Source organism: Streptomyces sp. T39 (assembly GCF_008042045.1).
GTDB lineage: Bacteria > Actinomycetota > Actinomycetes > Streptomycetales > Streptomycetaceae > Streptomyces.
Genome location: NZ_RDBP01000060.1, coordinates 4,995 through 27,432 on the forward strand (window position 1 = coordinate 4,995; position 22,438 = coordinate 27,432).

General features: G+C 73.5%; 3 protein-coding genes and 1 pseudogene. All 4 read right to left on the reverse strand.

Annotated features, from left to right (window positions below):
* Nucleotides 1-1,976, reverse strand: a 1,976-nt coding sequence (locus EAO77_RS34760) for a type I polyketide synthase (protein WP_147992332.1), incomplete at its 3' end; no start/stop codon positions are given.
* 78 nt (nt 1,977-2,054) lie between these two features.
* Nucleotides 2,055-5,036, reverse strand: a pseudogene (locus tag EAO77_RS34765) (SDR family NAD(P)-dependent oxidoreductase); the annotation flags it as partial.
* Between the two features lie 119 nt (nt 5,037-5,155).
* Nucleotides 5,156-15,841, reverse strand: coding sequence for an SDR family NAD(P)-dependent oxidoreductase (locus tag EAO77_RS39550; RefSeq protein WP_410088756.1), 10,686 nt, complete (start codon nt 15,839-15,841; stop codon nt 5,156-5,158).
* Nucleotides 15,842-15,861: 20 nt separating this feature from the next.
* Nucleotides 15,862-22,401 carry an SDR family NAD(P)-dependent oxidoreductase gene (locus tag EAO77_RS34795; protein WP_410088755.1) on the reverse strand — a complete coding sequence of 2,180 codons (6,540 nt, stop codon included), beginning with the start codon at nt 22,399-22,401 and terminating at the stop codon, nt 15,862-15,864.
* Nucleotides 22,402-22,438 lie beyond the last annotated feature (37 nt).

Genomic DNA, 22,438 nt, shown 5'->3' on the forward strand with positions numbered 1-22,438 from the left:
CGGGCGAGGGCGACCATGACGGCGAAGGAGGCGGGCTGGACGACGTCGACGCGGTCGAAGCCGGGTGCGCCTTCGGTGCCGCGCAGGACGTCGACCAGGTCCCAGTCGACATACGCCCTCAGCGCGACGGCGCATTCGCCGATGTGGTGGTGGAAGACGGGGCTGGTGTCGAGGAGGCGGGCGCCCATGCCGGTCCACTGGTGGCCCTGGCCGGGGAAGACGAAGACGGTCCTGCCGTCCACGTCCGCGGTCCCGGTGATCACGTGCGCGGCCGGCTCACCCGACGCCAGCGCCTCCAGGCCCCGGACGAATCCGTCCCGGTCCTTGGCCAGCACCACCGCCCGCTCCCCGAAGAGCGTGCGCGCCCGCGCCAGGGTGTGTCCGACGGCCCCGGCGTCGAGGCCCTCGGTCGCCGCGACCAGCCGGGCCGCCTGGGCCCGCACGGCGGCGGGGGACTTCGCGGAGAGGATCCACGGCACGACCCCGTGGTCCGGCGCCCCGGCGGGTGTCTCGTCCGCCGCAGCGGTCGCCTGCTCGACGATGACGTGCGCGTTGGTGCCGCTCACCCCGAAGGCCGACACGGCGGCCCGGCGGGGCCGGTCGTTCTCCGGCCAGTCACGGGCCTCGGTGAGCAGTTCCACCGCACCCGCCGACCACTCCACCTTGGTGGACGGCTGGTCGACGTGCAGGGTCTTCGGCAGCACACCGTGCCGCATCGCCTGCACCATCTTGATGATGCCGGCGACACCGGCGGCGGACTGCGCGTGCCCGATGTTGGACTTCAACGAGCCCAGCCACAGCGGCCGTTCACGATCACGGCCCTTGCCGTAGGTGGCGATCAGCGCCTGCGCCTCGATCGGGTCGCCGAGCGTGGTGCCCGTGCCGTGCGCCTCGACGGCGTCCACCTCGTCCGGGGTGAGACCGGCGTCGGCGAGGGCGGCGCGGATGACGCGCTGCTGGGAGGGGCCGTTGGGGGCGGTCAGTCCGTTGGAGGCGCCGTCCTGGTTGACGGCGGTGCCGCGGACCACCGCGAGCACCCGGTGTCCGAGCCGTTCGGCGTCGGAGAGCCGCTCGACGAGGAGCACGCCCACGCCCTCGGCCCAGCCGGTGCCGTCGGCCGCCTCGGCGAACGCCTTGCAGCGCCCGTCCGTGGACAGGCCGCGCTGCCGGGAGAACTCCACGAACACACCCGGCGTCGCCATGATCGCGGCGCCGCCGGCCAGTGCCATGTCGATCTCGCCGTTGCGCAGCGCCTGCACCGCCAGGTGCAGGGCGACCAGCGACGACGAGCACGCCGTGTCCAGCGTGACCGAGGGGCCCTCCAGGCCCAGCGTGTACGACACCCGGCCCGAGGCGACCGCTCCCGCGGTACCCGTGCTCAGGTACCCCTCGACCTCGGCCGGCGCGTTCTCCATGTCGGTCGCGTAGTCGTGGTACATGACGCCCGAGTACACGCCCACCCGGTCGCCCTTGAGCGAGGTCGGGTCGATCCCGGCGCGCTCGACCGCCTCCCAGGACGTCTCCAGCAGCAACCGCTGCTGGGGGTTCATGGAGAGCGCCTCGCGCTGGTTGATGCCGAAGAACCCGGCGTCGAACTCGGTTGCCGCGTCGAGGAATCCGCCCTCCCGGACGTACGAGGTCCCCTTGCGCTCCGGGTCCTCGTCGAAGAGGCGCTCCAGGTCCCAGCCCCGGTCCTCGGGGAAACCGGAGACCGCGTCCCCGCCCCGTTCGACCAGGTCCCACAGTTCCTCGGGAGTGGTGATCCCGCCCGGCAGGCGGCAGGCCATCCCGACGATGGCGATCGGCTCGGACTTGGCGGCATCCGCCTCCCGCAGGCGCTGGTTCGCCTGCTTGAGGTCGACCAGGGCCCGCTTCAGATACTCGCGCAGCTTCTGGTCGTTGGCCGGGGAGCCGCCGCTGGCGGCCGCGGCACCGGCGCCGCGCACGGACTCGTTGGACTTGGGCTCGTTGGACATGACCGGGTCTGCCCCTTCAGGCGTCGATGGCAAGGCGTCGATGGACGTACGGGCTCGGGTGTCGATCGGATGCGGGGATCAGGACAGACCGAGTTCTCCGTCCATGAGCTGGAAGATCTCTTCGTCGGTCGCGACATCGAGGTCGAGGCCGGACATGTCCTCCGTGAGGACCGGGGCGGTCGAGGCTCCGAGCGCCACCGCCAGCTCCTGGAGCCTGGCCGCCACGCGGGCGCGTGCCGTCCCGTCCCCCTTGAGCGCGGCCAGCGTCTCGCCCAGCCGAGCGAGTTCGGCCGGGACCCCGTCCGCTCCCGTGCCGTCCGCGTCCGCGGTGCCGGCGGCCGTGCAGCCGAGTTCCTCGAGCAACTGGCCGGCCAGCGCGGCAGGGGTCGGGTGGTCGAAGATCAGGGTCGCGGGCAGCCGCACCCCGGTGGCGCTCGCCAGCCGGTTGCGCAGTTCGACGGCGGCCAGGGAGTCGAAGCCGAGGTCCTTGAAGGCGTTCTCGGCACCGATGGCCCGTGCCGTGGCGTGCCCGAGCACCGTCGCCGCCTCGGCGCGCACCACCTCCAGCACCGCGTCGAGGCGATCGGCCTCCGCCAGCGGGTTCAGCCGGTCCGCGAGCGACTGCTCCGCGGCGGCCGCGCTCCGCGCCGCCTTGCGCGGCGCCCGCACCAGCGACCGCAGCAGCGGCGGAACCTCGCCGGACACCGCCTGCCGGCGCAGTTCCGGCAGATCCATCAGCGCCGTCACCAGCGCCGCGTCCTGTGAGGCGAGCGCCGCGTCGAACAGCGCCAGCGACAACCGCGTGGACATCGCGGTGATGCCGGTCCGCCGGCCGCGCTGGAGATCCGTGGAGCTCAGCTCACCCGTCATACCGCTCGCCTCCTCCCACAGACCCCAGGCCATCGCCGTGGCGGGCGTGCCCTCGGCGCGCAGCCGGGCCGCCAGCGCGTCCAGATAGGTGTTCGCGGCGGCGTAGTTGGCTTGTCCGGGGTTGCCGAGGGTGCCGGCGGCGCTGGAGAAGAGGACGAAGGCTTGGAGGTTGTGGTGTCGGGTGAGGGTGTGGAGGGTGTGGGCGGCGTCGGTTTTGGGGGTGAGGACGGTGTCGAGGTGGGTGGGGGTCTGTGTGGTGAGGGTGGCGTCGTCGAGGACGCCTGCGGTGTGGATGACGGCGGTGAGGGGGTGGTCGGGGTGGATGGTGTCGAGGAGGGCTTGMAMRTGMTSGGGGTRGGTGGCGTCGGTGGCGGTGATGGTGACGGTGGCGCCGAGGTGGGTGAGTTGGTCGTGGAGTTGTCGGGCGCCGGGGGCGGCGGGTCCGCGTCGGCTGATGAGGTGGAGGTGGGTGATGTGGTGGTGGGTGATGAGGTGGTGGGCGGTGAGGGCGCCGAGGGTGCCGGTGCCGCCGGTGATGAGGACGGTGCCGTTGGGGTCGAGGGGGCTGGTGCCCTCGCCGGCGGCGTCACCGTGCTCTCCGGGCCCTTCCTGCACATGGAGTTCAGCCAGCAGCTCGTCACGCTCCGACGCCACCACCACAGCACGCCGCTCCAGCAGCGCACGCGAGGTCACGGACGACAGCGCCACATCCGCCACCGACACGTCCGCGTCGGCCGCCACACGCTCCCGCAGGCGCTCCGCCTGCGCGCGCAGCGCCGCGTCCGACCGTGCAGACAGCACCACCGGCACCGCGCCCGCGGGGCGGACGACCGTGGCCGCCTGCGGCGTCGGCTCGGCGGACGGGGCGTCGGACGGGGCATCGGCGGACGGCTCCTCGGCCGGGGCCTCCTCCACGATGATGTGCGCGTTGGTGCCGCTCACGCCGAAGGACGAGATGCCGGCCCGACGCGGGCGGCCGTCCTCGACGGACCATTCACGGGCCTCGGTCAGCAGCCGGACCTCGCCCGACTCCCAGTCCACATGCGGTGACGGCTCGTCGGCGTGCAGCGTCGGCGGCAGCACACCGTGCCGCATCGCCATCACCATCTTGATCACACCGGCGACGCCCGCGGCGGTGGAGGTGTGGCCGATGTTCGACTTGATCGAGCCGAGCCACAGGGGCTCGCCGTCACGGTCGTGGCCGTAGGTGGCGAGCAGCGCCTTGGCCTCGATCGGGTCTCCGAGGACGGTTCCGGTGCCGTGGCCCTCGACGGCGTCGACGTCGGCCGGGCGCAGTCCGGCGTTGGCGAGCGCGGCGCGGATGACGCGTTCCTGGGAGGGGCCGTTCGGGGCCGTCAGGCCGTTGCTGGCGCCGTCCTGGTTGACGGCGGTGCCCCGGACGAGGCCGAGGATGCGGCGGCCGTTGCGGCGCGCGTCCGACAGACGCTCCAGGACGACCATGCCGAGGCCGTCGGAGAACCCGGTGCCGTCGGCGGACGCCGAGTACGCCTTGCAGCGGCCGTCGCGGGCGAGACCGCGCTGCCGGCTGAACTCCATGTGCAGGAAGGGCCCGGAGAGCACGGTGACGCCGCCGGCGAGGGCGAGCGAGCACTCGCCGGCCCGCAGCGCGGTGACCGCCATGTGGAGCGCGACGGCGGAGGCCGAGCAGGCGGTGTCCACGGACACGGCCGGGCCTTCCAGGCCGAGGCTGTAGGCGACGCGGCCGGAGACGACACTCGTGGTGGATCCGGTCAGCCGGAAGCCCTCGATCTGGGGCAGGGCGCCCGCGGGCATGGCCGCGTAGTCGGAGGGGCCGACGCCGGCGAAGACGCCGGTGTCGCTGCCCCGCAGGGTGTGGGGATCGATGCCCGCGTCCTCGATCGCCTCCCAGGATGCCTCCAGCAGCAGTCGCTGCTGCGGGTCCATGGCGGTGGCCTCGCGGGGGCTGATGCCGAAGAAGTCCGCGTCGAAGTCGGCGGCGCCGTCGATGAAGCCGCCTTCGCGGGCGTAGACGGTGCCGAGGCGGTCCGGGTCCGGGTCGTAGAGGTTGTCCAGGTCCCAGCCGCGGTCGGTGGGGAACGGGCCGATGGCGTCGCCGCCGGTGGCGACGAGCCGCCACAGGTCCTCGGGCGAGGTGACGCCGCCCGGGTAGCGGCAGCTCATGCCGACGATCGCCAGCGGCTCCCCGTCCCTGGACTCGTACTCGCGAAGGCGTGCCCGGGCCTGGTTGAGATCGCTCGCCATCTTCTTGAGATAGCGGGCGACCTTCTCCTGCTGTTCGGTGTTCTCTGCCATTTCCCCGCCCCCAGTTACGCTTCGCCGAACTCGGCGTCGATCATTTGGAAGACCTCGTCCATGGACGTGGCCGCTTCGATGCGTTCGGCCGTGCTCTCCGCCTCGTCGTCGTCGGCGACGACGGACAGGAGGCGGCGCAGGCGCTCGGCCACGTGGCGTCGCTCGGTGTCGGCGACCGCGGAAAGCATGTCTTCCAGCTTGTTGAGTTCCTTCTCGATGGGTGGTTCGGCGGCGGCGATGCCACCGAACTCGGCCATGAGCAGCCGTGCGATCTCGGCGGGCGTGGGGTGGTCGAAGACGAGCGTGGCGGCCAGCCGCAGGCCGGTGGCCCGGGTGAGCCGGTTGCGCAGTTCGACGGCGCCCAGCGAGTCGAAGCCGATCTCCTGGAAGGCCCGGTCCGGTTCGACGGACGCGGCCGAGGTGTGGCCGAGGACGGCCGCCACCTGGGTGCGGACCATGTCGAGGACGAGCTGCGGACGGTCCGCCGCGTCGACGCCCGCCAGCTGCTCGCGCAGGGACACCGTCGGGGCGTCCACGCGCCTGGCGGCCACAGGAGCCAGGCCGCTGAGCACGGCCGGGATCGTGCCGGCCCGCGCCTGGGCGCGCAGCACGGCCGTGTCCAGCGTGACGGGGGCCAGCAGGGCGGCGTCCGTGGCGAGTGCCCGGTCGAACAGGGCCAGGCCCGTCTCCGCCGTCAGGGCCTTGGAGCCCATCCGCTCCAGCCGGGCCAGTTCGCCCGCGCCCAGCTGGGCGGCCATGCCCGCCGTGTCGGACCACAGGCCCCATGCCAGGGACGTCGCGGGCAGCCCGGCAGCCCGGCGGGACGCGGCGAGCGCGTCCAGCGCCGCATTGGCGGCGGCGTAGTTGCCCTGTCCGGGGCTGCCGATGAGCGCGGCCACCGACGAGAACAGCACGAAGGCGGAGAGGTCCATGCCGCCGGTCAGCTCGTGCAGGTGACGGGCCGCGTCCACCTTCGGACGCATCACCCGGTCGATGTGCTCGGGTGTGAGCGAGTCGATCACACCGTCGTCGAGCACACCTGCCGTGTGCACCACGGCGGTGAGGGGACGCTCCAGTGAGCCCAGCACGGTGGCCAGTTGCTCCCGGTCGGACACGTCGCAGGCGGCGACGCGGGCCGCGCAGCCCGCCTCCGCCAGCTCCGCGACCAGCTCGGCGGCGCCGTCGGCGGCCGGGCCGCGGCGGCTCAGCAGCAGCAGGTTCCGCACACCGTGCGCGCCGGCCAGGTGGCGGGCGAAGAGCGCGCCCAGACCGCCGGTTCCGCCGGTGATGAGCACGGTCCCGTCCGGGTCGACGGCGGGCTCCTTGCCGGGCACGGGGGCTTCGGCGCGGGCCAGCCGCGGCGTCAGCAACCGCGTCCCGCGCACGGCGAGTTGCGGCTCGCCGGTGGCGAGCACGGCCGTCCAGTCGGGCTCGGTGCCGTCCGTGTCGACCAGGACGAAGCGTCCGGGGTGCTCGGACTGGGCACTGCGCAGCAGGCCCCAGACGGCGGCCTGGGCGACGTCCGGGGATTCGCCGTCCACCGCGACCGCGTGCCGGGTGACCACCACGAGGCGGGCGTCGGCCGGCTGCTCGGCGGCCAGCCACCGCTGCACCAGGTCGAGCGCGTCACCGACGGCGGCACGGGCCGCGGAGTCGACCGTGCCGGCCGGGGTGACGACCTCGGCGAGAACGGCGTCCGGTACGGCCGCCCCGTCCGCGAGTGCCTTCTCCAGTGCGGCGAGGTCGGGGAACCGCTCCGCCGTGCCGCCGGCGACCGTGCCCCGAGCCCCGGAGGGCGTGCCGTCACCGGCAGTCGCGACGACCGCCAGGCGGGCGGTCTCGGCGGACCGCGCCGGGGTGCCGGTCGCCGGGGTCCACCGGAGACCGTAGAGGTCGTGCCCGGCGTCGCCGCGCGCCGCCTCCAGGTGCGCCTGCTCGACCGGTCGGACGTCGAGACGCCGCAGGCAGGCGACCGGCAGGCCGTCCTCGCCCGCGATGTCCAGCTGGAGGGACATCGGGTCGGGCAGGGTGATCCGCACCCGCAGCCTCGTCAGCCCGAAGCGCTCCAGCTGCACCCCGGACCACGAGAACGGCAGCCCGCTGGGGTTCTCCTCCCCCATGTCGAGCATGCCGAGCCCGCCGTGCAGCGCCGAGTCGAACATCGCGGGGTGCACGGCGAATCCGTCGGCCGGGCCGGCCGCCTCGGGCAGCTCCAGCTCGACCAGGACCTCCGTCTCGCCGCGACGCCAGGCGGACCGGACGGCGCGGAAGGCCGGGCCGTAGTCGAAGCCGACGTCCGTGAGGTGGGCGTTGCGGTTGAGCAGGGTGTACAGCTCGGACACCGGCAGGGACTCCGCGTCCGCGGGCGGCCACGGCATCGGCAGCGGCCGCAGCGGCTCCGCCTTGGCCGAGAGCCAGCCGCGGGCGTGGCAGGTGAGCTCGGTGACGGCGTCCTCACCGGCGTCGATCCGGGAGAAGAAGGCGATCTCGCGACGGCCGTCCTCCCCGGGAGCGCCCACCGTGACACGGATCTGCCGCGTCACGTCGTCCTCCAGGACCAGCGGCGCCGCGATGACCATCTCGTCCACGACCTCGCAGCCCAGGCGGCGCCCGACGGTCAGCGCCATCTCGCACATGGCGGTGCCGGGTACGAGCACGATGCCGAAGACCGCGTGGTCGCGCGTCCAGGGGTGGGCCTCCTGCGACATGCTGCCGGTGAAGACCCACTCGTCGCGGTCGCCCACCTGCACGGCAGCGGCGAGAACGGGGTGCCGCATACGGTCCATGCCGGCGGCGGACGCGTCGCCCGCACCGGCCTTGCGGGAGAGCCAGTAGTTCTCGCGCTGGAAGGCGTAGGTGGGCAGATCCACCCGACGCGCGCCGGTGCCGGTGTAGAAGGCATCCCAGTCGACGCCCGCACCGGCGGTGTGGACGCGGCCGAGGAAGACGGCGAACGTGTCCGCCTCCGCGTGCTTGGACCGCAGCGCCGGCACGAACGCGGCCTCGGTGTCGTCCTCCACACACTGCCGGGCCATGGCCGTCAGCACCGCGTCCGGACCCAGCTCCAGGAACCGGCGGACCCCCAGCTCCCACAGCGTGCTGACGCCGTCGGCGAAACGCACGGCCTGGCGGACGTGACGCACCCAGTACTCGGCATCGAAGGCGGTGACGACCTCACCGGTCACGTTCGAGACCACCGGGACCCGGGGCTCCGCATACATCAACCGCTCCGCGACCTGGCGAAACTCCGCCAGCATCGGCTCCATACGCGGCGAGTGGAACGCGTGCGACACGCGCAGACGCGAGGTCTTGCGGCCCTCCCATGCGGGCAGCCACTCCTCCACCGCGTCCGCGTCACCGGAGACGACGACGGCCAGCGGCCCGTTCACCGCAGCGATCTCCAGCCGCCCCTCGAAGCCGGCCAGCGACTCCGCCACCTCGGCCTCGGCGGCCTGCACCGCCACCATCGCCCCACCCGCAGGCAGCGCACCCATCAACCGGCCACGCGCCACCACCAGTTCAGCGGCGTCCGCCAGCGACAGCACCCCCGCCACATGCGCAGCCGCGATCTCACCGACCGAATGCCCGATCAGATAGTCCGCCCGCACACCCAGCGACTCCGCCAGACGGAAGAGCGCCACCTCGACCGCGAACAGCGCGGCCTGCGTGAACTCCGTGGAGTTCAGCACCTCGCTGTCCTCGGCCAGCAGCCCACGCAGCGAACGCCCCAGCCGCGGATCCAGCTCCGCACACACCTCGGCAAGCGCCCGGTCGAACACCGGGTAGGCCGAAGCGAGTTCGAGGCCCATGCCCCGGCGCTGCGACCCCTGCCCGGTGAACAGGAACGCCGACTTGCCCCCCACCCCCGACTCCGCCGCCACATCCGCCAGCCGCGCCAGCAGCTCGTCACGGTCCGATGCCACCACCACAGCACGCCGCTCCAGCAGCGCACGCGAGGTCACCAGGGAGTACGCGGTGTCCACGACCGAAGCGTCGGGCCGCGCGGTCAGATGGGCGCGCAGCCGCTCGACCTGCGCCTTCAGCGCTTCGTCCGTGCGGGCCGAGGCGACGACCGGGACCGGCACGACGGGCGCGGTCCGCTCGACCGGAGCCGGCTCCTCGTCGGTCGGCGCCTCCTCCACGATGATGTGCGCGTTCGTACCGCTCACACCGAACGACGAGACACCCGCACGACGCGGACGACCATCCTCGGCCGACCATTCACGGGCCTCGGTCAGCAGCCGGACCTCGCCCGACTCCCAGTCCACGTGCGGCGACGGCTGATCGGCGTGCAGCGTCGGCGGCAGCACACCGTGCCGCATCGCCATCACCATCTTGATCACACCCGCCACACCGGCAGCCGCCGACGTGTGACCGATGTTCGACTTGATCGACCCCAGCCACAGCGGATCCCCGTCACGCTCCCGGCCATAAGTGGCCAGCAGCGCCTGCGCTTCGATCGGGTCACCCAGCTTCGTGCCCGTACCGTGGCCCTCCACCGCGTCCACCTCGGACGGGGACAGACCCGCACTCGCCAGCGCGGCACGGATCACCCGCTCCTGCGACGGACCATTCGGAGCCGTCAGACCATTGCTCGCACCGTCCTGGTTGACGGCCGTACCCCGGACCACACCCAGGATCCGGCGGCCGTTGCGCCGCGCGTCCGACAGACGCTCCACCACCAGCACACCCGCACCGTCGGAGAACCCGGTGCCATCCGCCGACGCCGAGTACGCCTTGCACCGGCCGTCGGGCGACACGGCGCGCTGGCGGCTGAACTCGGTGAGGAGGTACGGGCCGGCGAGCAGTGTCACGCCGCCCACGAGGGCCAGCGAGCACTCTCCCGATCGCAGGGCCTGGCTCGCCAGGTGCAGGGCGACGGCCGACGACGAACAGGCCGTGTCCACGGACATGGCGGGACCTTCGAGGCCCAGGGTGTAGGCGATCCGTCCGGACACCACGCTGGTCGTGGTGCCGGTGAGCCGGTAGCCCTCCAGGTCGCCAGAAGCCATGCCGCCGTAGTCGGTGGTCACGACACCTGCGAAGACGCCGGTGTCGCTGCCCCGCAGGGTCGTCGGGTCGATGCCCGCGTGCTCGAACGCCTCCCACGACGACTCCAGCAGCAGACGCTGCTGCGGGTCCATCGCGGTCGCCTCGCGCGGGCTGATCCCGAAGAACTCGGCGTCGAACTCACCGATCCGCTCCAGGAAGGCGCCGCCACGGGTGTTGATCTTGCCGGCCTGGTCGGGATCGGGATCGTAGATGTTCTGGTCCCAGCCACGGTCGGTCGGCAGCCCGCCGACCGCGTCACGGCCCGAGGACACGAGCTCCCACAGCTCCTCCGGCGAGGTGACCCCGCCGGGGAAACGGCAGCCCATGCCGACGATCGCCAGCGGCTCGTCGAATGTCGTGGCCCGCTTGGTGCGGACGGCGGGCCTGGGCTCTTCCGACGCCCCGCCGATGTCCGACAGGAGCAGCTTCGCGACGGCGGCAGGCGTGGGGTGGTCGAAGATCAGCGTGGCGGGCAGGCGCACACCGGTCGCCTGGGTGAGCCGGTTGCGCAGCTCGACCGCGCTCAGCGAGTCGAAGCCGAGGTCCTTGAACGCACGGTCCGTGTCGACGGTCGCCGAGGTGGCGTGTCCGAGGACGGAGGCGACCTGCTCCCGCACGACGTCGAGGACGATCGTCTCGCGTTCCGCCGCTCCGACTCCGGCAAGACGCTGCGCGAGCGAGCCGCCGGTCTCCGCGCGCCGCGCGGGCAGGGGGGCGAGCCCGCGCAGGAGCGCGGGCAGCAGACCGGCCCTCGCCTGGGCACGGAGGGCTGCCGTGTCGAGCCGCACGGGCGCGAGAAGGGCGGAGCCGGTCGTGATCGCGAGGTCGAAGAGTTCGAGGCCGTGCTCCGAAGGGAGCGCGCCGACACCGGTGCGTCCCAGTCGGGCCAGGTCGTCGTCGTCGAGTGTGCCCGCCATGCCGCCGGCTTCGCCCCACAGGCCCCAGGCCAGCGAGGTCGCCGGCAGTCCGGCGGCCCTGCGGGACGCGGCGAGCGCGTCCAGGGCCGCGTTCGCAGCCGCGTAGTTGCCCTGACCCGGGCTGCCGATCAGCGCGGCAACCGAGGAGAAGACCACGAACGCGGACAGGTCGGTGCCGGCAGTCAGCTCGTGCAGGTGCAGCGCCGCGTCCAGCTTCGGACGCATCACGCGCTCGACCTGCTCAGGCGTCAGCGCCTCCACCACGCCGTCGTCCAGCACACCGGCCGTGTGCACCACAGCGGTGAGCGGCTGCTCCAGGCTGCCGAGGACAGCAGCCAGTTGCTCCCGGTCGGAGACGTCGCACGCCACCACCCGGGCCACGCAACCCGACTCCGCCAGCTCCGCGACCAGCTCGGCCGCACCCTCCGCCGCCGGACCACGACGGCTCAGCAACAGCAGATGCCGCACACCGCGGGCGGTCGCCAGGTGGCGGGCGAACAGCGCACCCAGACCACCCGTACCACCGGTGATCACCACCGTGCCATCCACCGCGAACTGTGTCCCGGCACCACCGGCCGAGGCACGCACCAGCCGCGGCGCCAGCGCCCGGCCGTCGCGCAGTGCGAGCTGCGGCTCGTCGGAGCCGAGCACCACACCCCAGTCGGGTTCGGCGGCACCATCCGCGTCGACCAGCACGAAACGGTCCGGATGCTCGGACTGCGCACTGCGCAGCAGACCCCACACCGCGGCCTGCGCCACGTCCGGAGCCTCACCGTCCACCGACACCGCACCACGGGTCACGACGACCAGACGCGCTTCGGTCAGCCACTCACTCGCCAGCCACCGCTGCACCAGCTCCAGCGCCTCGATCGCCGTCCCGGACACCGTCGCGTCCGGCGCGCCGACACCGGCGAGCACCAGCTCAGGAGCCTGCGCACCGTCCGCCACCGCGCTTTCCAGCGCGTCCAGATCCGTGTGGTCGCCGTCCCCCGTACCGATGCGGGCGACTCGACGGCGGGCCGCGGTCGGGAGCGGTTCGACGGCGGTCCAGTCGACCGCGTAGAGGGACTGCCGGGCGTCGCCGTGTGTGCTGTCGATGCGTGCCTGATCGACGGGGCGCACGACGAGGGAGCGGACGGACACCACGGGGGTGCCGTCCTCGTCGACCGCGTCCAGCCGCAGGGACGTGGCGCCGGTCATGGTGGAGCGGACCCTCAGGCGGGTGGCGCCGGCCCGGTCGAGCCGTACGCCGCTCCAGCTGAACGGCATGAGGTGTGCGGCGGCGTCGCCTCCGGTCAGCAGGACGACTCCGCTCTGCAGGGCCGAGTCGAAGAGCGCCGGGTGGATGCCGAAGCCTTCGTGCCCCTCGGGCAGCGACACCTCGGCGTACGTGGTGTCGCCGTCGCGCCAGGCGGTCTCCACGCCGTGGAAGAGGGGGCCGTAGTCGTATCCGAGGTCGCCGAGGCTTCGGTACAGCTCGTCGGCGGAGAGCGGTTCCGCTTCCTGCGGCGGCCACTGCACCGTCCAGGCGGGTGCCGGGGCGCTGTCCGTGCCGAGTGTGCCCCGCGCGTGGCAGGTGGGCTCGGCCTCGGCGGAGCCGTGCTCCGGACGGGAGTAGATCGCCAGGTCACGGCGGCCGTCCGGGCTCGCGGCGCCGACCGTGATCTGGAGCTGCCTGGTGACTCCGTCCTGCATGAGCAGGGGCGATTCGAGCACCAGCTCGTCCACCACGGGGGCGCCCACGCGCCGGCCGGCGGCCAGCGCCAGCTCGACCAGCCCGGTGCCGGGCACCACCATGGTGCCGAGCAGCAGGTGCTCGGCGACCCAGGGGTGGTTCTCGGTGGAGACGTTGCCGGTGAAGACCCATTCGTCGCGGTCGCCGACCCGCACGGTGGCCGCGAGAAGAGGGTGGTCGACGGCGACGAGTCCGGCGGCGGACACATCGCCCGCCGCCGTCCCCGGCGTCAGCCAGAACCGCTCCCGCTGGAAGGCGTAGGTGGGCAGGTCGGTGCGCCGGGCGCCGGTGCCGGCGTAGAAGGCATCCCAGTCGACGCCCGCACCGGCGGTGTGGACGCGGCCGAGGAAGGCGGCGAACGTGTCCGCCTCCGCGTGCTTGGACCGCAGGGCCGGCACGAACACGGCCTCGGTGTCGTCCTCCACGCACTGCCGTGCCATGGCCGTCAGCACCGCGTCCGGACCCAGCTCCAGGAACCGGCGGACCCCCAGCTCCCACAGGGTGCTGACACCGTCGGCGAAACGCACCGCCTGGCGGACGTGACGCACCCAGTACTCGGCATCGAACCCGTCGACGACTTCACCGGTCACGTTCGAGACCACCGGGATCGCCGGCGTCGCGTAGGACAGGCCCTCCGCGACCTGGCGGAACTCCGCCAGCACCGGCTCCATACGGGGCGAGTGGAAGGCGTGCGACACGCGCAGGCGCGACGTCTTGCGGCCCTCCCACGCGGGCAGCCACTCCTCCACCGCGTCCGCGTCGCCGGAGACGACGACGGCCAGCGGCCCGTTCACCGCAGCGATCTCCAGCCGGCCCTCGAAGCCGGCCAGCGACTCCGCCACCTCGGCCTCGGCGGCCTGCACCGCCACCATCGCCCCACCCGCGGGCAGCGCACCCATCAACCGGCCACGCGCCACCACCAGTTCAGCAGCGTCCGCCAGCGACAGCACCCCCGCCACATGCGCGGCCGCGATCTCACCGACCGAATGCCCGATCAGATAGTCCGCCCGCACACCCAGCGACTCCGCCAGACGGAACAACGCCACCTCGACCGCGAACAGCGCGGCCTGCGTGAACTCCGTGGAGTTCAGCACCTCACTGTCCTCGGCCAGCAGCCCACGCAGCGAACGGCCCAGCCGCGGATCCAGCTCCGCACACACCTCGGCAAGCGCCTGCTCGAACACCGGGTAGGCCGAAGCGAGTTCCAGACCCATGCCCCTGCGCTGCGACCCCTGCCCGGTGAACAGGAACGCCGACTTGCCCCCGACCCCCGACTCCGCCGCCACATCCGCCAGCCCCGCCAGCAGCTCGTCACGCTCCGACGCCACCACCACAGCACGCCGCTCCAGCAGCGCACGCGASGTCACCGACGACAGCGCCACATCCGCCACCGACACGTCCGCGTCGGCCGCCACACGCTCCCGCAGGCGCTCCGCCTGCGCGCGCAGCGCCGCGTCCGACCGTGCAGACAGCACCACCGGCACCGCGCCCGCGGGGCGGACGACCGTGGCCGCCCGCGGCGTCGGCTCGGCGGACGGGGCATCGGACGGGGCATCGGCGGACGGCTTGTCGGCGGGGGCCTCCTCGAGGATCAGGTGGGCGTTGGTGCCGCTCACGCCGAACGACGAGACACCGGCACGGCGGGGCCGGCTGCCCGGAGCCCATGCGCGGGCCTCGGTCAGCAGCCGGACCTCGCCCGACTCCCAGTCCACGTGCGGCGACGGCTCATCGGCGTGCAGCGTCGGCGGCAGCACACCGTGCCGCATCGCCATCACCATCTTGATCACACCCGCCACACCGGCAGCCGCCGACGTGTGACCGATGTTCGACTTGATCGACCCCAGCCACAGCGGATCCCCGTCACGCTCCCGGCCATAGGTCGCCAGCAGCGCCTGCGCCTCGATCGGGTCACCCAGCTTCGTGCCCGTACCGTGGCCCTCCACCGCGTCCACCTCGGACGGGGACAGGCCCGCACTCGCCAGCGCGGCACGGATCACCCGCTCCTGCGACGGACCGTTCGGAGCGGTCAGGCCGTTGCTCGCACCGTCCTGGTTGACGGCACTGCCACGGATGACGCCGAGAATGCGGCGGCCGTTGCGGCGCGCGTCCGACAGGCGCTCCAGGACGACCATGCCGAGGCCGTCGGAGAACCCGGTGCCGTCGGCGGACGCCGAGTACGCCTTGCAGCGGCCGTCGAGCGCGAGACCGCGCTGGCGGCTGAACTCGACGAACAGGAAGGGGCCGGCGAGAACGGTGACACCGCCGGCGAGGGCGAGGGAGCACTCGCCTGCCCGGAGGGCGTTCGCCGCGATGTGGAGGGCGACGAGGGAGGCGGAACAGGCGGTGTCGATGGTGACGGCGGGGCCTTCGAGGCCGAGGCTGTAGGCGACCCGGCCGGACATGACGCTGCTCTGGGTGCCGGTGACCCGGAAGCCTTCGAGTTCGGGCAGCGTGGAGGGGCCGTAGTCGGAGGAGACGGTTCCGGCGAAGACACCGGTGTCGCTGCCCCGCAGGGAGGTCGGGTCGATGCCCGCGTGCTCCAGGGCCTCCCAGGACGTCTCCAGCGTCAGCCGCTGGGTGGGGTCCATGGCCAGGGCCTCGCGGGGGCTGATGCCGAAGAAGTCCGCGTCGAAGGTGGTCGCCGTGGAGACGAAGCCGCCTTCGCGGGCGTAGGCGCTGCCCGGCTGGTCGGCGTCGGGGCTGTAGAGGCGCTCCAGGTCCCAGCCGCGGTCGGCGGGGAAGGGGCCCATCGCGTCACGGCCCGATGACACCAGCTCCCACAGCTCCTCTGGCGAGGTGACCCCGCCCGGGAAGCGGCAGCCGATGCCGACGATGGCGATCGGTTCGACGTCGCGCTGTTCCAGCTCGCGCACGCGCCGGTTGGCGGTGCGCAGTTCGGTGGTGACCCGGCGCAGGTAGGTGCGGAGTTTCTGCTCGTCGGTCATCGACTCGGCGCTCGTCGATCCGCTGCGGCCGTCGTCCGTGTTCCCGGTCATGCGGACTTCTGTGTTCCCCGTCATGCGGAACCGAGCTCCTTGTCGATCAGGTCGAACATTTCGCTGTCGGAGACGAAGTCGAGGTCGGCGTCGAGGTCGGCCTCGATGCCGTCGTCGGTGTCGTCGGTGGTGCCCGCGGCGTTCAGCAGGGTCCGCAGCCGGTTGCTGAGCGAGCGCAGGCGTGGCTCGGCGCCGGCGAGCTGCTGTTCGTGGCCCGCCACGGCGATCAGCAGTGCTTCGAGACGCTGGAGTTCCTCGTCGAGCGGTGAGGGGCGGGGCCCGGTGGTGGCGCCGCCGACCTCGGCGAGGATGCGCCGGGCGGCGTCGACGGGGGTGGGGTGGTCGAAGACGAGGGTGGCGGGCAGGCGGACGCCGGCCACCTGGGCGAGCCTGTTGCGGAGTTCGACCGCGGCGAGGGAGTCGAAGCCGAGTTCCTTGAAGGAGCGCTCGGGTTCGACGGCCGCGGCGGAGGCGTGGCCGAGCACGGAGGCGACCTGGGTGCGCACCAGTTCCAGGACGATCTGCTCGCGGTCGGCCTCGGCGACGCCGGCGAGCCGGCGTTCCAGGGAGCGCGAGGTGTCGGCCCGGCGGGCGGGTGCGCGGACMKGTCCGCGCAGCAGGGCGGGCAGCGTGCCGGTCCGGGCCTGGGTGCGCAGGGTGGTGAGGTCCAGGTGGACGGGGGCGAGGAGCGCCGCGTCGGATGCGAGGGCCTGGTCGAAGAGCCGGAGGCCCTGCTCGCTGGAGATCGCGCCGATGCCGGTGCGTTCCATGCGGGCGAGGTCGTCCGCGTCGAGTTCGCCGGTCATGCCGGTGGAGTCGGACCACAGGCCCCAGGCGAGGGAGAGCGTGGGGAGGCCGGCCGCCTGCCGGAGTGCGGCGATGGCGTCGACGGTGGCGTTGGCGGCCGCGTAGTTGGCCTGGCCCGCGTTGCCGAGGAGTCCTGCGGCGGAGGAGAAGAGGACGAACGCCGACAGGTCCATGCGGGCGGTCAGCTCGTGGAGGTGCCATGCGGCGTCGGACTTGGGCCGCATGACGTGCTGGAGCTGCTCGGGGGTGAGCGACTCGATGACTCCGTCGGCCAGCACTCCGGCGGTGTGGACGACGGCGGTCAGGGGGCGTTCGAGGGAGTCGAGCAGTGCGGCGGTCTGTGCGCGGTCGGAGACGTCGCAGGCGGCGACGCGGGCGTGTGCGCCGAGTGCCCGCAGTTCGGCGACGAGTTCGGCGGCGCCGTCGGCGGCCGGTCCGCGCCGGCTGACCAGCAGCAGGTCGCGTGCGCCGTGGGCGGTGACGAGGTGGCGGGCGAAGAGGGCGCCGAGGCCGCCGGTTCCGCCGGTGATCAGGACGGTGCCCTCGGGGTCGATGGGCGCGGGGACGGTGAGGACGACCTTGCCGATGTTGCGGCCCTCACGCAGGTGGCGGAAGGCCTCCTGGCCGCGGCGGGCGTCCCAGGCCCGGATCGGGGAGGGCAGGAGCCGGCCGTGGGCGAAGAGGCCCGCGATCTCGACCAGCATCTCCTGGATGCGGTCCGGGCCCGCCTCCATGAGGTCGTAGGAGCGGTAGTGGATGCCGGGGCGCTGCCGGGCGACGGCTTCCGGGTCGCGGATGTCGGTCTTGCCCATCTCGATGAAGCGGCCGCCGCGGGGCAGCAGGTCGAAGGTGGCGTCGACGAACTCGCCCGCGAGGGAGTTGAGGACGACGTCCACGCCGGTGCCGCCGGTGGCGTCCCGGAGGGCTTCGCGGAAGTCGAGGTCGCGGGAGCCCGCGATGCGCTCGGGCAGGACGCCGAGGTCGCGTACGGCGTCCCACTTGGTGCGGCCGGCGGTGGCGTAGACCTCGGCGCCGAAGTGGTGGGCGAGCTGGACGGCGGCCATGCCGACGCCGCCGGCGGCCGCGTGCACGAGCAGCTTCTCGCCGGGTTCGAGGCCCGCCAGGTCGACGAGTCCGTAGTAGGCGGTGAGGTAGACGACGGGGACGGCGGCGGCCTCGGCGAAGGTGAGGCGTTCGGGGATCGGGGCGACGGTCTTGCGGTCGGCGACGGCGACGGGGCCGAAGGCGTCCATCACCAGGCCGAACACCCGGTCGCCGGGGGCGAGGTCGGTGACGCCGGAGCCGACTTCGAGGACGACGCCCGCCGCCTCGCTGCCGAGGGGCGCGTCGCCGGGGTACATGCCGAGGGCGATGAGCACGTCGCGGAAGTTGAGGCCGGCGGCGCGGACGGAGATGCGGACCTCGCCGACGCCGAGGGGGCGTTCGCCGTCGGAGGGCAGGACGGCGAGGTTGTCCAGGGATCCCTTGCGGGTGCTGCCGAGGTGCCAGGCGCGTCCGGACGGTCCGGCGGCGGGCCGGCCGAGGCGGGGGGCGAGCAGGGCGCCGCCGCGTGCGGCGAGCTGCGGTTCGTCCAGGTCGGCGAGGGCGCTCCAGTCGGGCTGGGTGCCGCCGTCGGTGTCGAGGAGGACGAATCGGCCGGGGTGTTCGGTCTGCGCGCTGCGCAGCAGGCCCCAGGCGGGTGCCTGGGCGATGTCGACGGATTCGGCGCCGACGGCGACGGCGTGCCGCGTGACGGCGACGAGGGTGGCCTCGCCGAGCCATTCGCTGGCGAGCCAGCGCTGGGCGAGGGCGAGGGTGCGTTCGGCGACGACGCCCGCCGCGTGGGCGGGGTCGTCGCCGGCGGGGGTCCCGATCTCGGCGAGGACCAGGTCCGCGCCGGCGGTGCCGTCGGCGAGGGCCGCCTCCAGGGCGTTCAGGTCGGCGAACCGGGCGCCGGGGGCGTCCAGGTCGCCGAGCACGGCGACGCGGGCCGTCGACGGGCCGGTGGCGACGGGTGTCCACTCCAGGTGGAACAGGGTGTTCTGCTCGCCGCTCCCGCGGGTCAGCTGCGCGGGGTCGACGGGGCGGACGGCGAGGCCGTCCACGGTGACGACCGTCTCGCCGTTCTCGTCGGCGATGTCGACGCGGAAGGCGTGGTCGCCGGCGGGGGCGATCCGCACGCGCACCCGGTCGGGTGCGGGCCGGCCGCAGCGCACCCCGGTCCAGGAGAACGGCAGGTCCGGGGCGGACGCCGGGTCCTTGTCGAGCATGCTGGGGTGCAGGGCGGCGTCGAAGAGGGCGGGGTGGACGGCGTATCCGTCGGTGGCGGTGCCCTCCGGGAGGGACACCTCGGCGTAGATCTCGGTGCCGCTGCGCCAGACGGACTGGGCGCCCTGGAACAGGGGTCCGTAGTCGAGTCCGAGGTCGGCGAGGCGCTCGTAGAGGGCGTCGGCGGAGGACTCGGCGGCGCCGATGGGCGGCCAGGCGGCGGGGAAGGCGGCTGCGGTCGCTCCTGTGTCGGCGGCGAGCCGGCCGCGGGCGTGCCGTACGGCTTCGCGGGTGGCGTCGGGGCCGGTGCCGGTCTCGGTGTAGGAGTGGACGGCGACCTCGCGGCGGCCTTCCTCGTCGGCGCGGCCGACGGTGACCCGCACGTGCCGGGCGGTGGACTCGTCGAGGGTGAGGGGCGCCTCGAAGACGAGTTCGTCGAGGAGGTCGCAGCCGAGGTGGCGGCCCGCGGCGAGGACGAGTTCGACGACGGCGGTGCCGGGCACGATCACGGACCCGAGGACGACGTGGTCGCGGGCCCAGGGCTGGGATTCGGTGGAGAAGCGTCCGGTGAAGACCCATTCGTCGCGGTCGGCGACCTGGACGGCGGCGGCGAGGACGGGGTGCTTCATCCGGTCGAGTCCGGCCGCGGACACGTCGCCGCCCTGGGCGGAGGGGGTCAGCCAGTACTTCTCGCGCTGGAAGGCGTAGGTGGGCAGGTCGACGCGCCGGGCGCCGGTGCCCGTGTAGGCGGCCTCCCAGTCGATCCGGGCGCCCGCCGTGTGGGCCTGGCCGAGGGAGAGCAGGAAGCGGGGCAGCCCGCCTTCGCCGCGGCGCAGGGATCCGACGACGGCCACGCGGCCGGCGGCGTCCTTGGCGTCGACGGTGTCCTCGACGGCCATGGTGAGGACGGGGTGGGGGGATGCCTCGACGAAGCAGCCCATGCCCTTGTCGACGAGGGCGGCGATGGCGGGGGCGAAGCCGACCTGGGCGCGCAGGTTGCGGTACCAGTAGGCGGCGTCGAAGCCGGCGGTGTCGAGGAAGCCGCCGGTGACGGTGGAGTAGAAGGGGACCCGGCCGCTGACGGGCTCGACGGGGGCGAGGGCGGTGAGGAGGTCGTCCTCGATGGCTTCGACGTGGTCGGTGTGGGAGGCGTAGTCGACGTTGACGCGGCGTGCGCGCACCCCGTCGCTCTCGCAGCGGGCGGCGATCTCGTCCAGCGCCTGCGGCTCACCCGCCACCACGACCGACGACGGACCGTTCACCGCGGCCACCGACACCCGGCCCGCGTACGGAGCGATCAGCTCCTCCGCCCGCTCGGCGCCCAGCGCCACCGACATCATGCCGCCCCGCCCGGCGAGCCGGTCGCGCACCAGCTGCGACCGCACCGCCACGATCCGCGCCGCGTCCCGCAACGACAGACCACCCGCGACGTACGCGGCGGCGATCTCACCCTGCGAATGGCCGACGACGGCGGCGGGCTCCACGCCGTAGGACCGCCACAGCGCCGCCAGCGACACCATCACCGCGAACAGCGCCGGCTGCACCACGTCCACCCGCTCCAGCGACGGAGCACCCGCAACACCGCGCAGCACATCCTCCAGACGCCAGTCCGTGAACTCCGCCAGCGCCTCACCGCACGCCGCGATCTCCGCCGCGAACACCGGCGAGGAATCCAGCAGCCCGACCGCCATGCCCTCCCACTGCGCCCCCTGCCCCGGGAACACGAACACCGGCTTCACACCGGACCCGGCGACCTGGCCCTCCACGACGTGGGCGGAAGGCTCGGCCGAGCTGAGGTCGCCGAGGCCGGTCAGCAGGGCGCCCCGGTCGGTGGCGACGACGACGGCGCGGTGTTCGAGGTGCGCGCGGGTGGTCGCCTGGGCGAAGCCGATGTCGACGTGGTCGAGTTCGGGGCGGGCGATGAGGTGGGCGCGCAGCCGGTCGGCCGCCTCGCGCAGGGCGGCGTCGCCGCGGGCGGAGAGGGGGACGAGGACGGGCCGGCGGACGGCGGGGACGTCGTCGCCCGTCGTGGCGGGCCGCGGGTCGGCGGCCTCGGCCGGGGCCTCCTCGAGGATGACGTGGGCGTTGGTGCCGGAGACGCCGAACGAGGAGACGCCGGCGCGCCGGATCCTCGTGCCGGCGGGCCAGGGGCGTGCCTCGGTCAGCAGCGCGACCTCGCCGGAGGCCCAGTCGACGTGCGAGGAGGGGGCGTCGACGCCGAGGGTGGGCGGGAGCGTCTCGTGACGCATCGCCATCACCATCTTGATGACACCGGCGACACCGGCGGCGGCCTGGGTGTGCCCGAAGTTCGACTTGACGGAGCCGAGCCACAGCGGCCCGTCGGTGCGGCCCTGGCCGTAGGTCGCCAGCAGCGCCTCCGCCTCGATCGGGTCGCCGAGCGGTGTTCCCGTGCCGTGGCCCTCGACGGCGTCCACGTCGGACGGAGCGAGGCCGGCGCCGGCGAGCGCCTGGCGGATCACCCGCTCCTGGGACGGACCGTTGGGCGCGGTGAGGCCGTTGCTCGCGCCGTCCTGGTTGACGGCGCTGCCACGGACGACGGCGAGGATGCGGCGGCCGTTGCGGCGGGCGTCGGAGAGCCGTTCGAGGACGAGCAGGCCCATGCCCTCGGCCCAGCCGACGCCGTCGGCGGCCTCCGCGTACGCCTTGCAGCGGCCGTCGGGCGAGAGGGCGCGCTGGCGGCTGAACTCCACGAAGGCACTGGGGCGGGCGAGCGTCGTCGCGCCGCCGACGACGGCGAGCGAGCACTCCTTGGCGCGCAGGGACTTGGCGGCGACGTCGATGGCCACCAGGGAGGAGGAGCAGACGGTGTCGACGGTGACCGCGGGGCCCTCGAAGCCGAAGGTGTAGCTGATGCGGCCAGAGGCGACGCTGGGCGAGGAGGCGATGGAGAGGTAGCCCTCGATCTCCGGCCTGCGGTCGCTCTGCCCGGCGACGAACTGGTAGTCGGAGAACATGAGTCCGCAGAAGACGCCGGTGTCGCTGCCCTTGAGCGAGGTCGGGTCGATGCCCGCGTCCTCGAAGGCCTCCCAGGCGCCTTCGAGGAGCAGCCGCTGCTGGGGGTCCATGGCGAGTGCCTCGCGGGGGCTGATGCCGAAGAACTCGGCGTCGAACTCGGCCATGTCGTCGAGGAATCCGCCGTGGCGGGTGTAGGCGGTGCCGGCGTGGTCCGGGTCCGGGTCGTAGAGGTTCTCCAGGTCCCAGCCGCGGTCGGCGGGGAACTCGGAGAACCCCATCCGTCCTTCGGCGACCAGAGACCACAGGTCCTCCGGCGAGGCCACTCCTCCGGGGAAGCGGCAGCTCATACCGACGATGGCCAGGGGCTCCGCCGCCTGGTCGAGCAGTTGTCGGTTCTCGCGCCGGAGCCGCTCCGTCTCCTTCAGCGACTTGCGCAGGGCTCCGACGATGTCGGGCTTCTCGAGGGCCATGCTGGTTTCCCCCACCTTCGGGCTCTTGCCTGGAACCATGTGGTCGACTTGCTAGATCCGGCGGGGACCCCCCTGG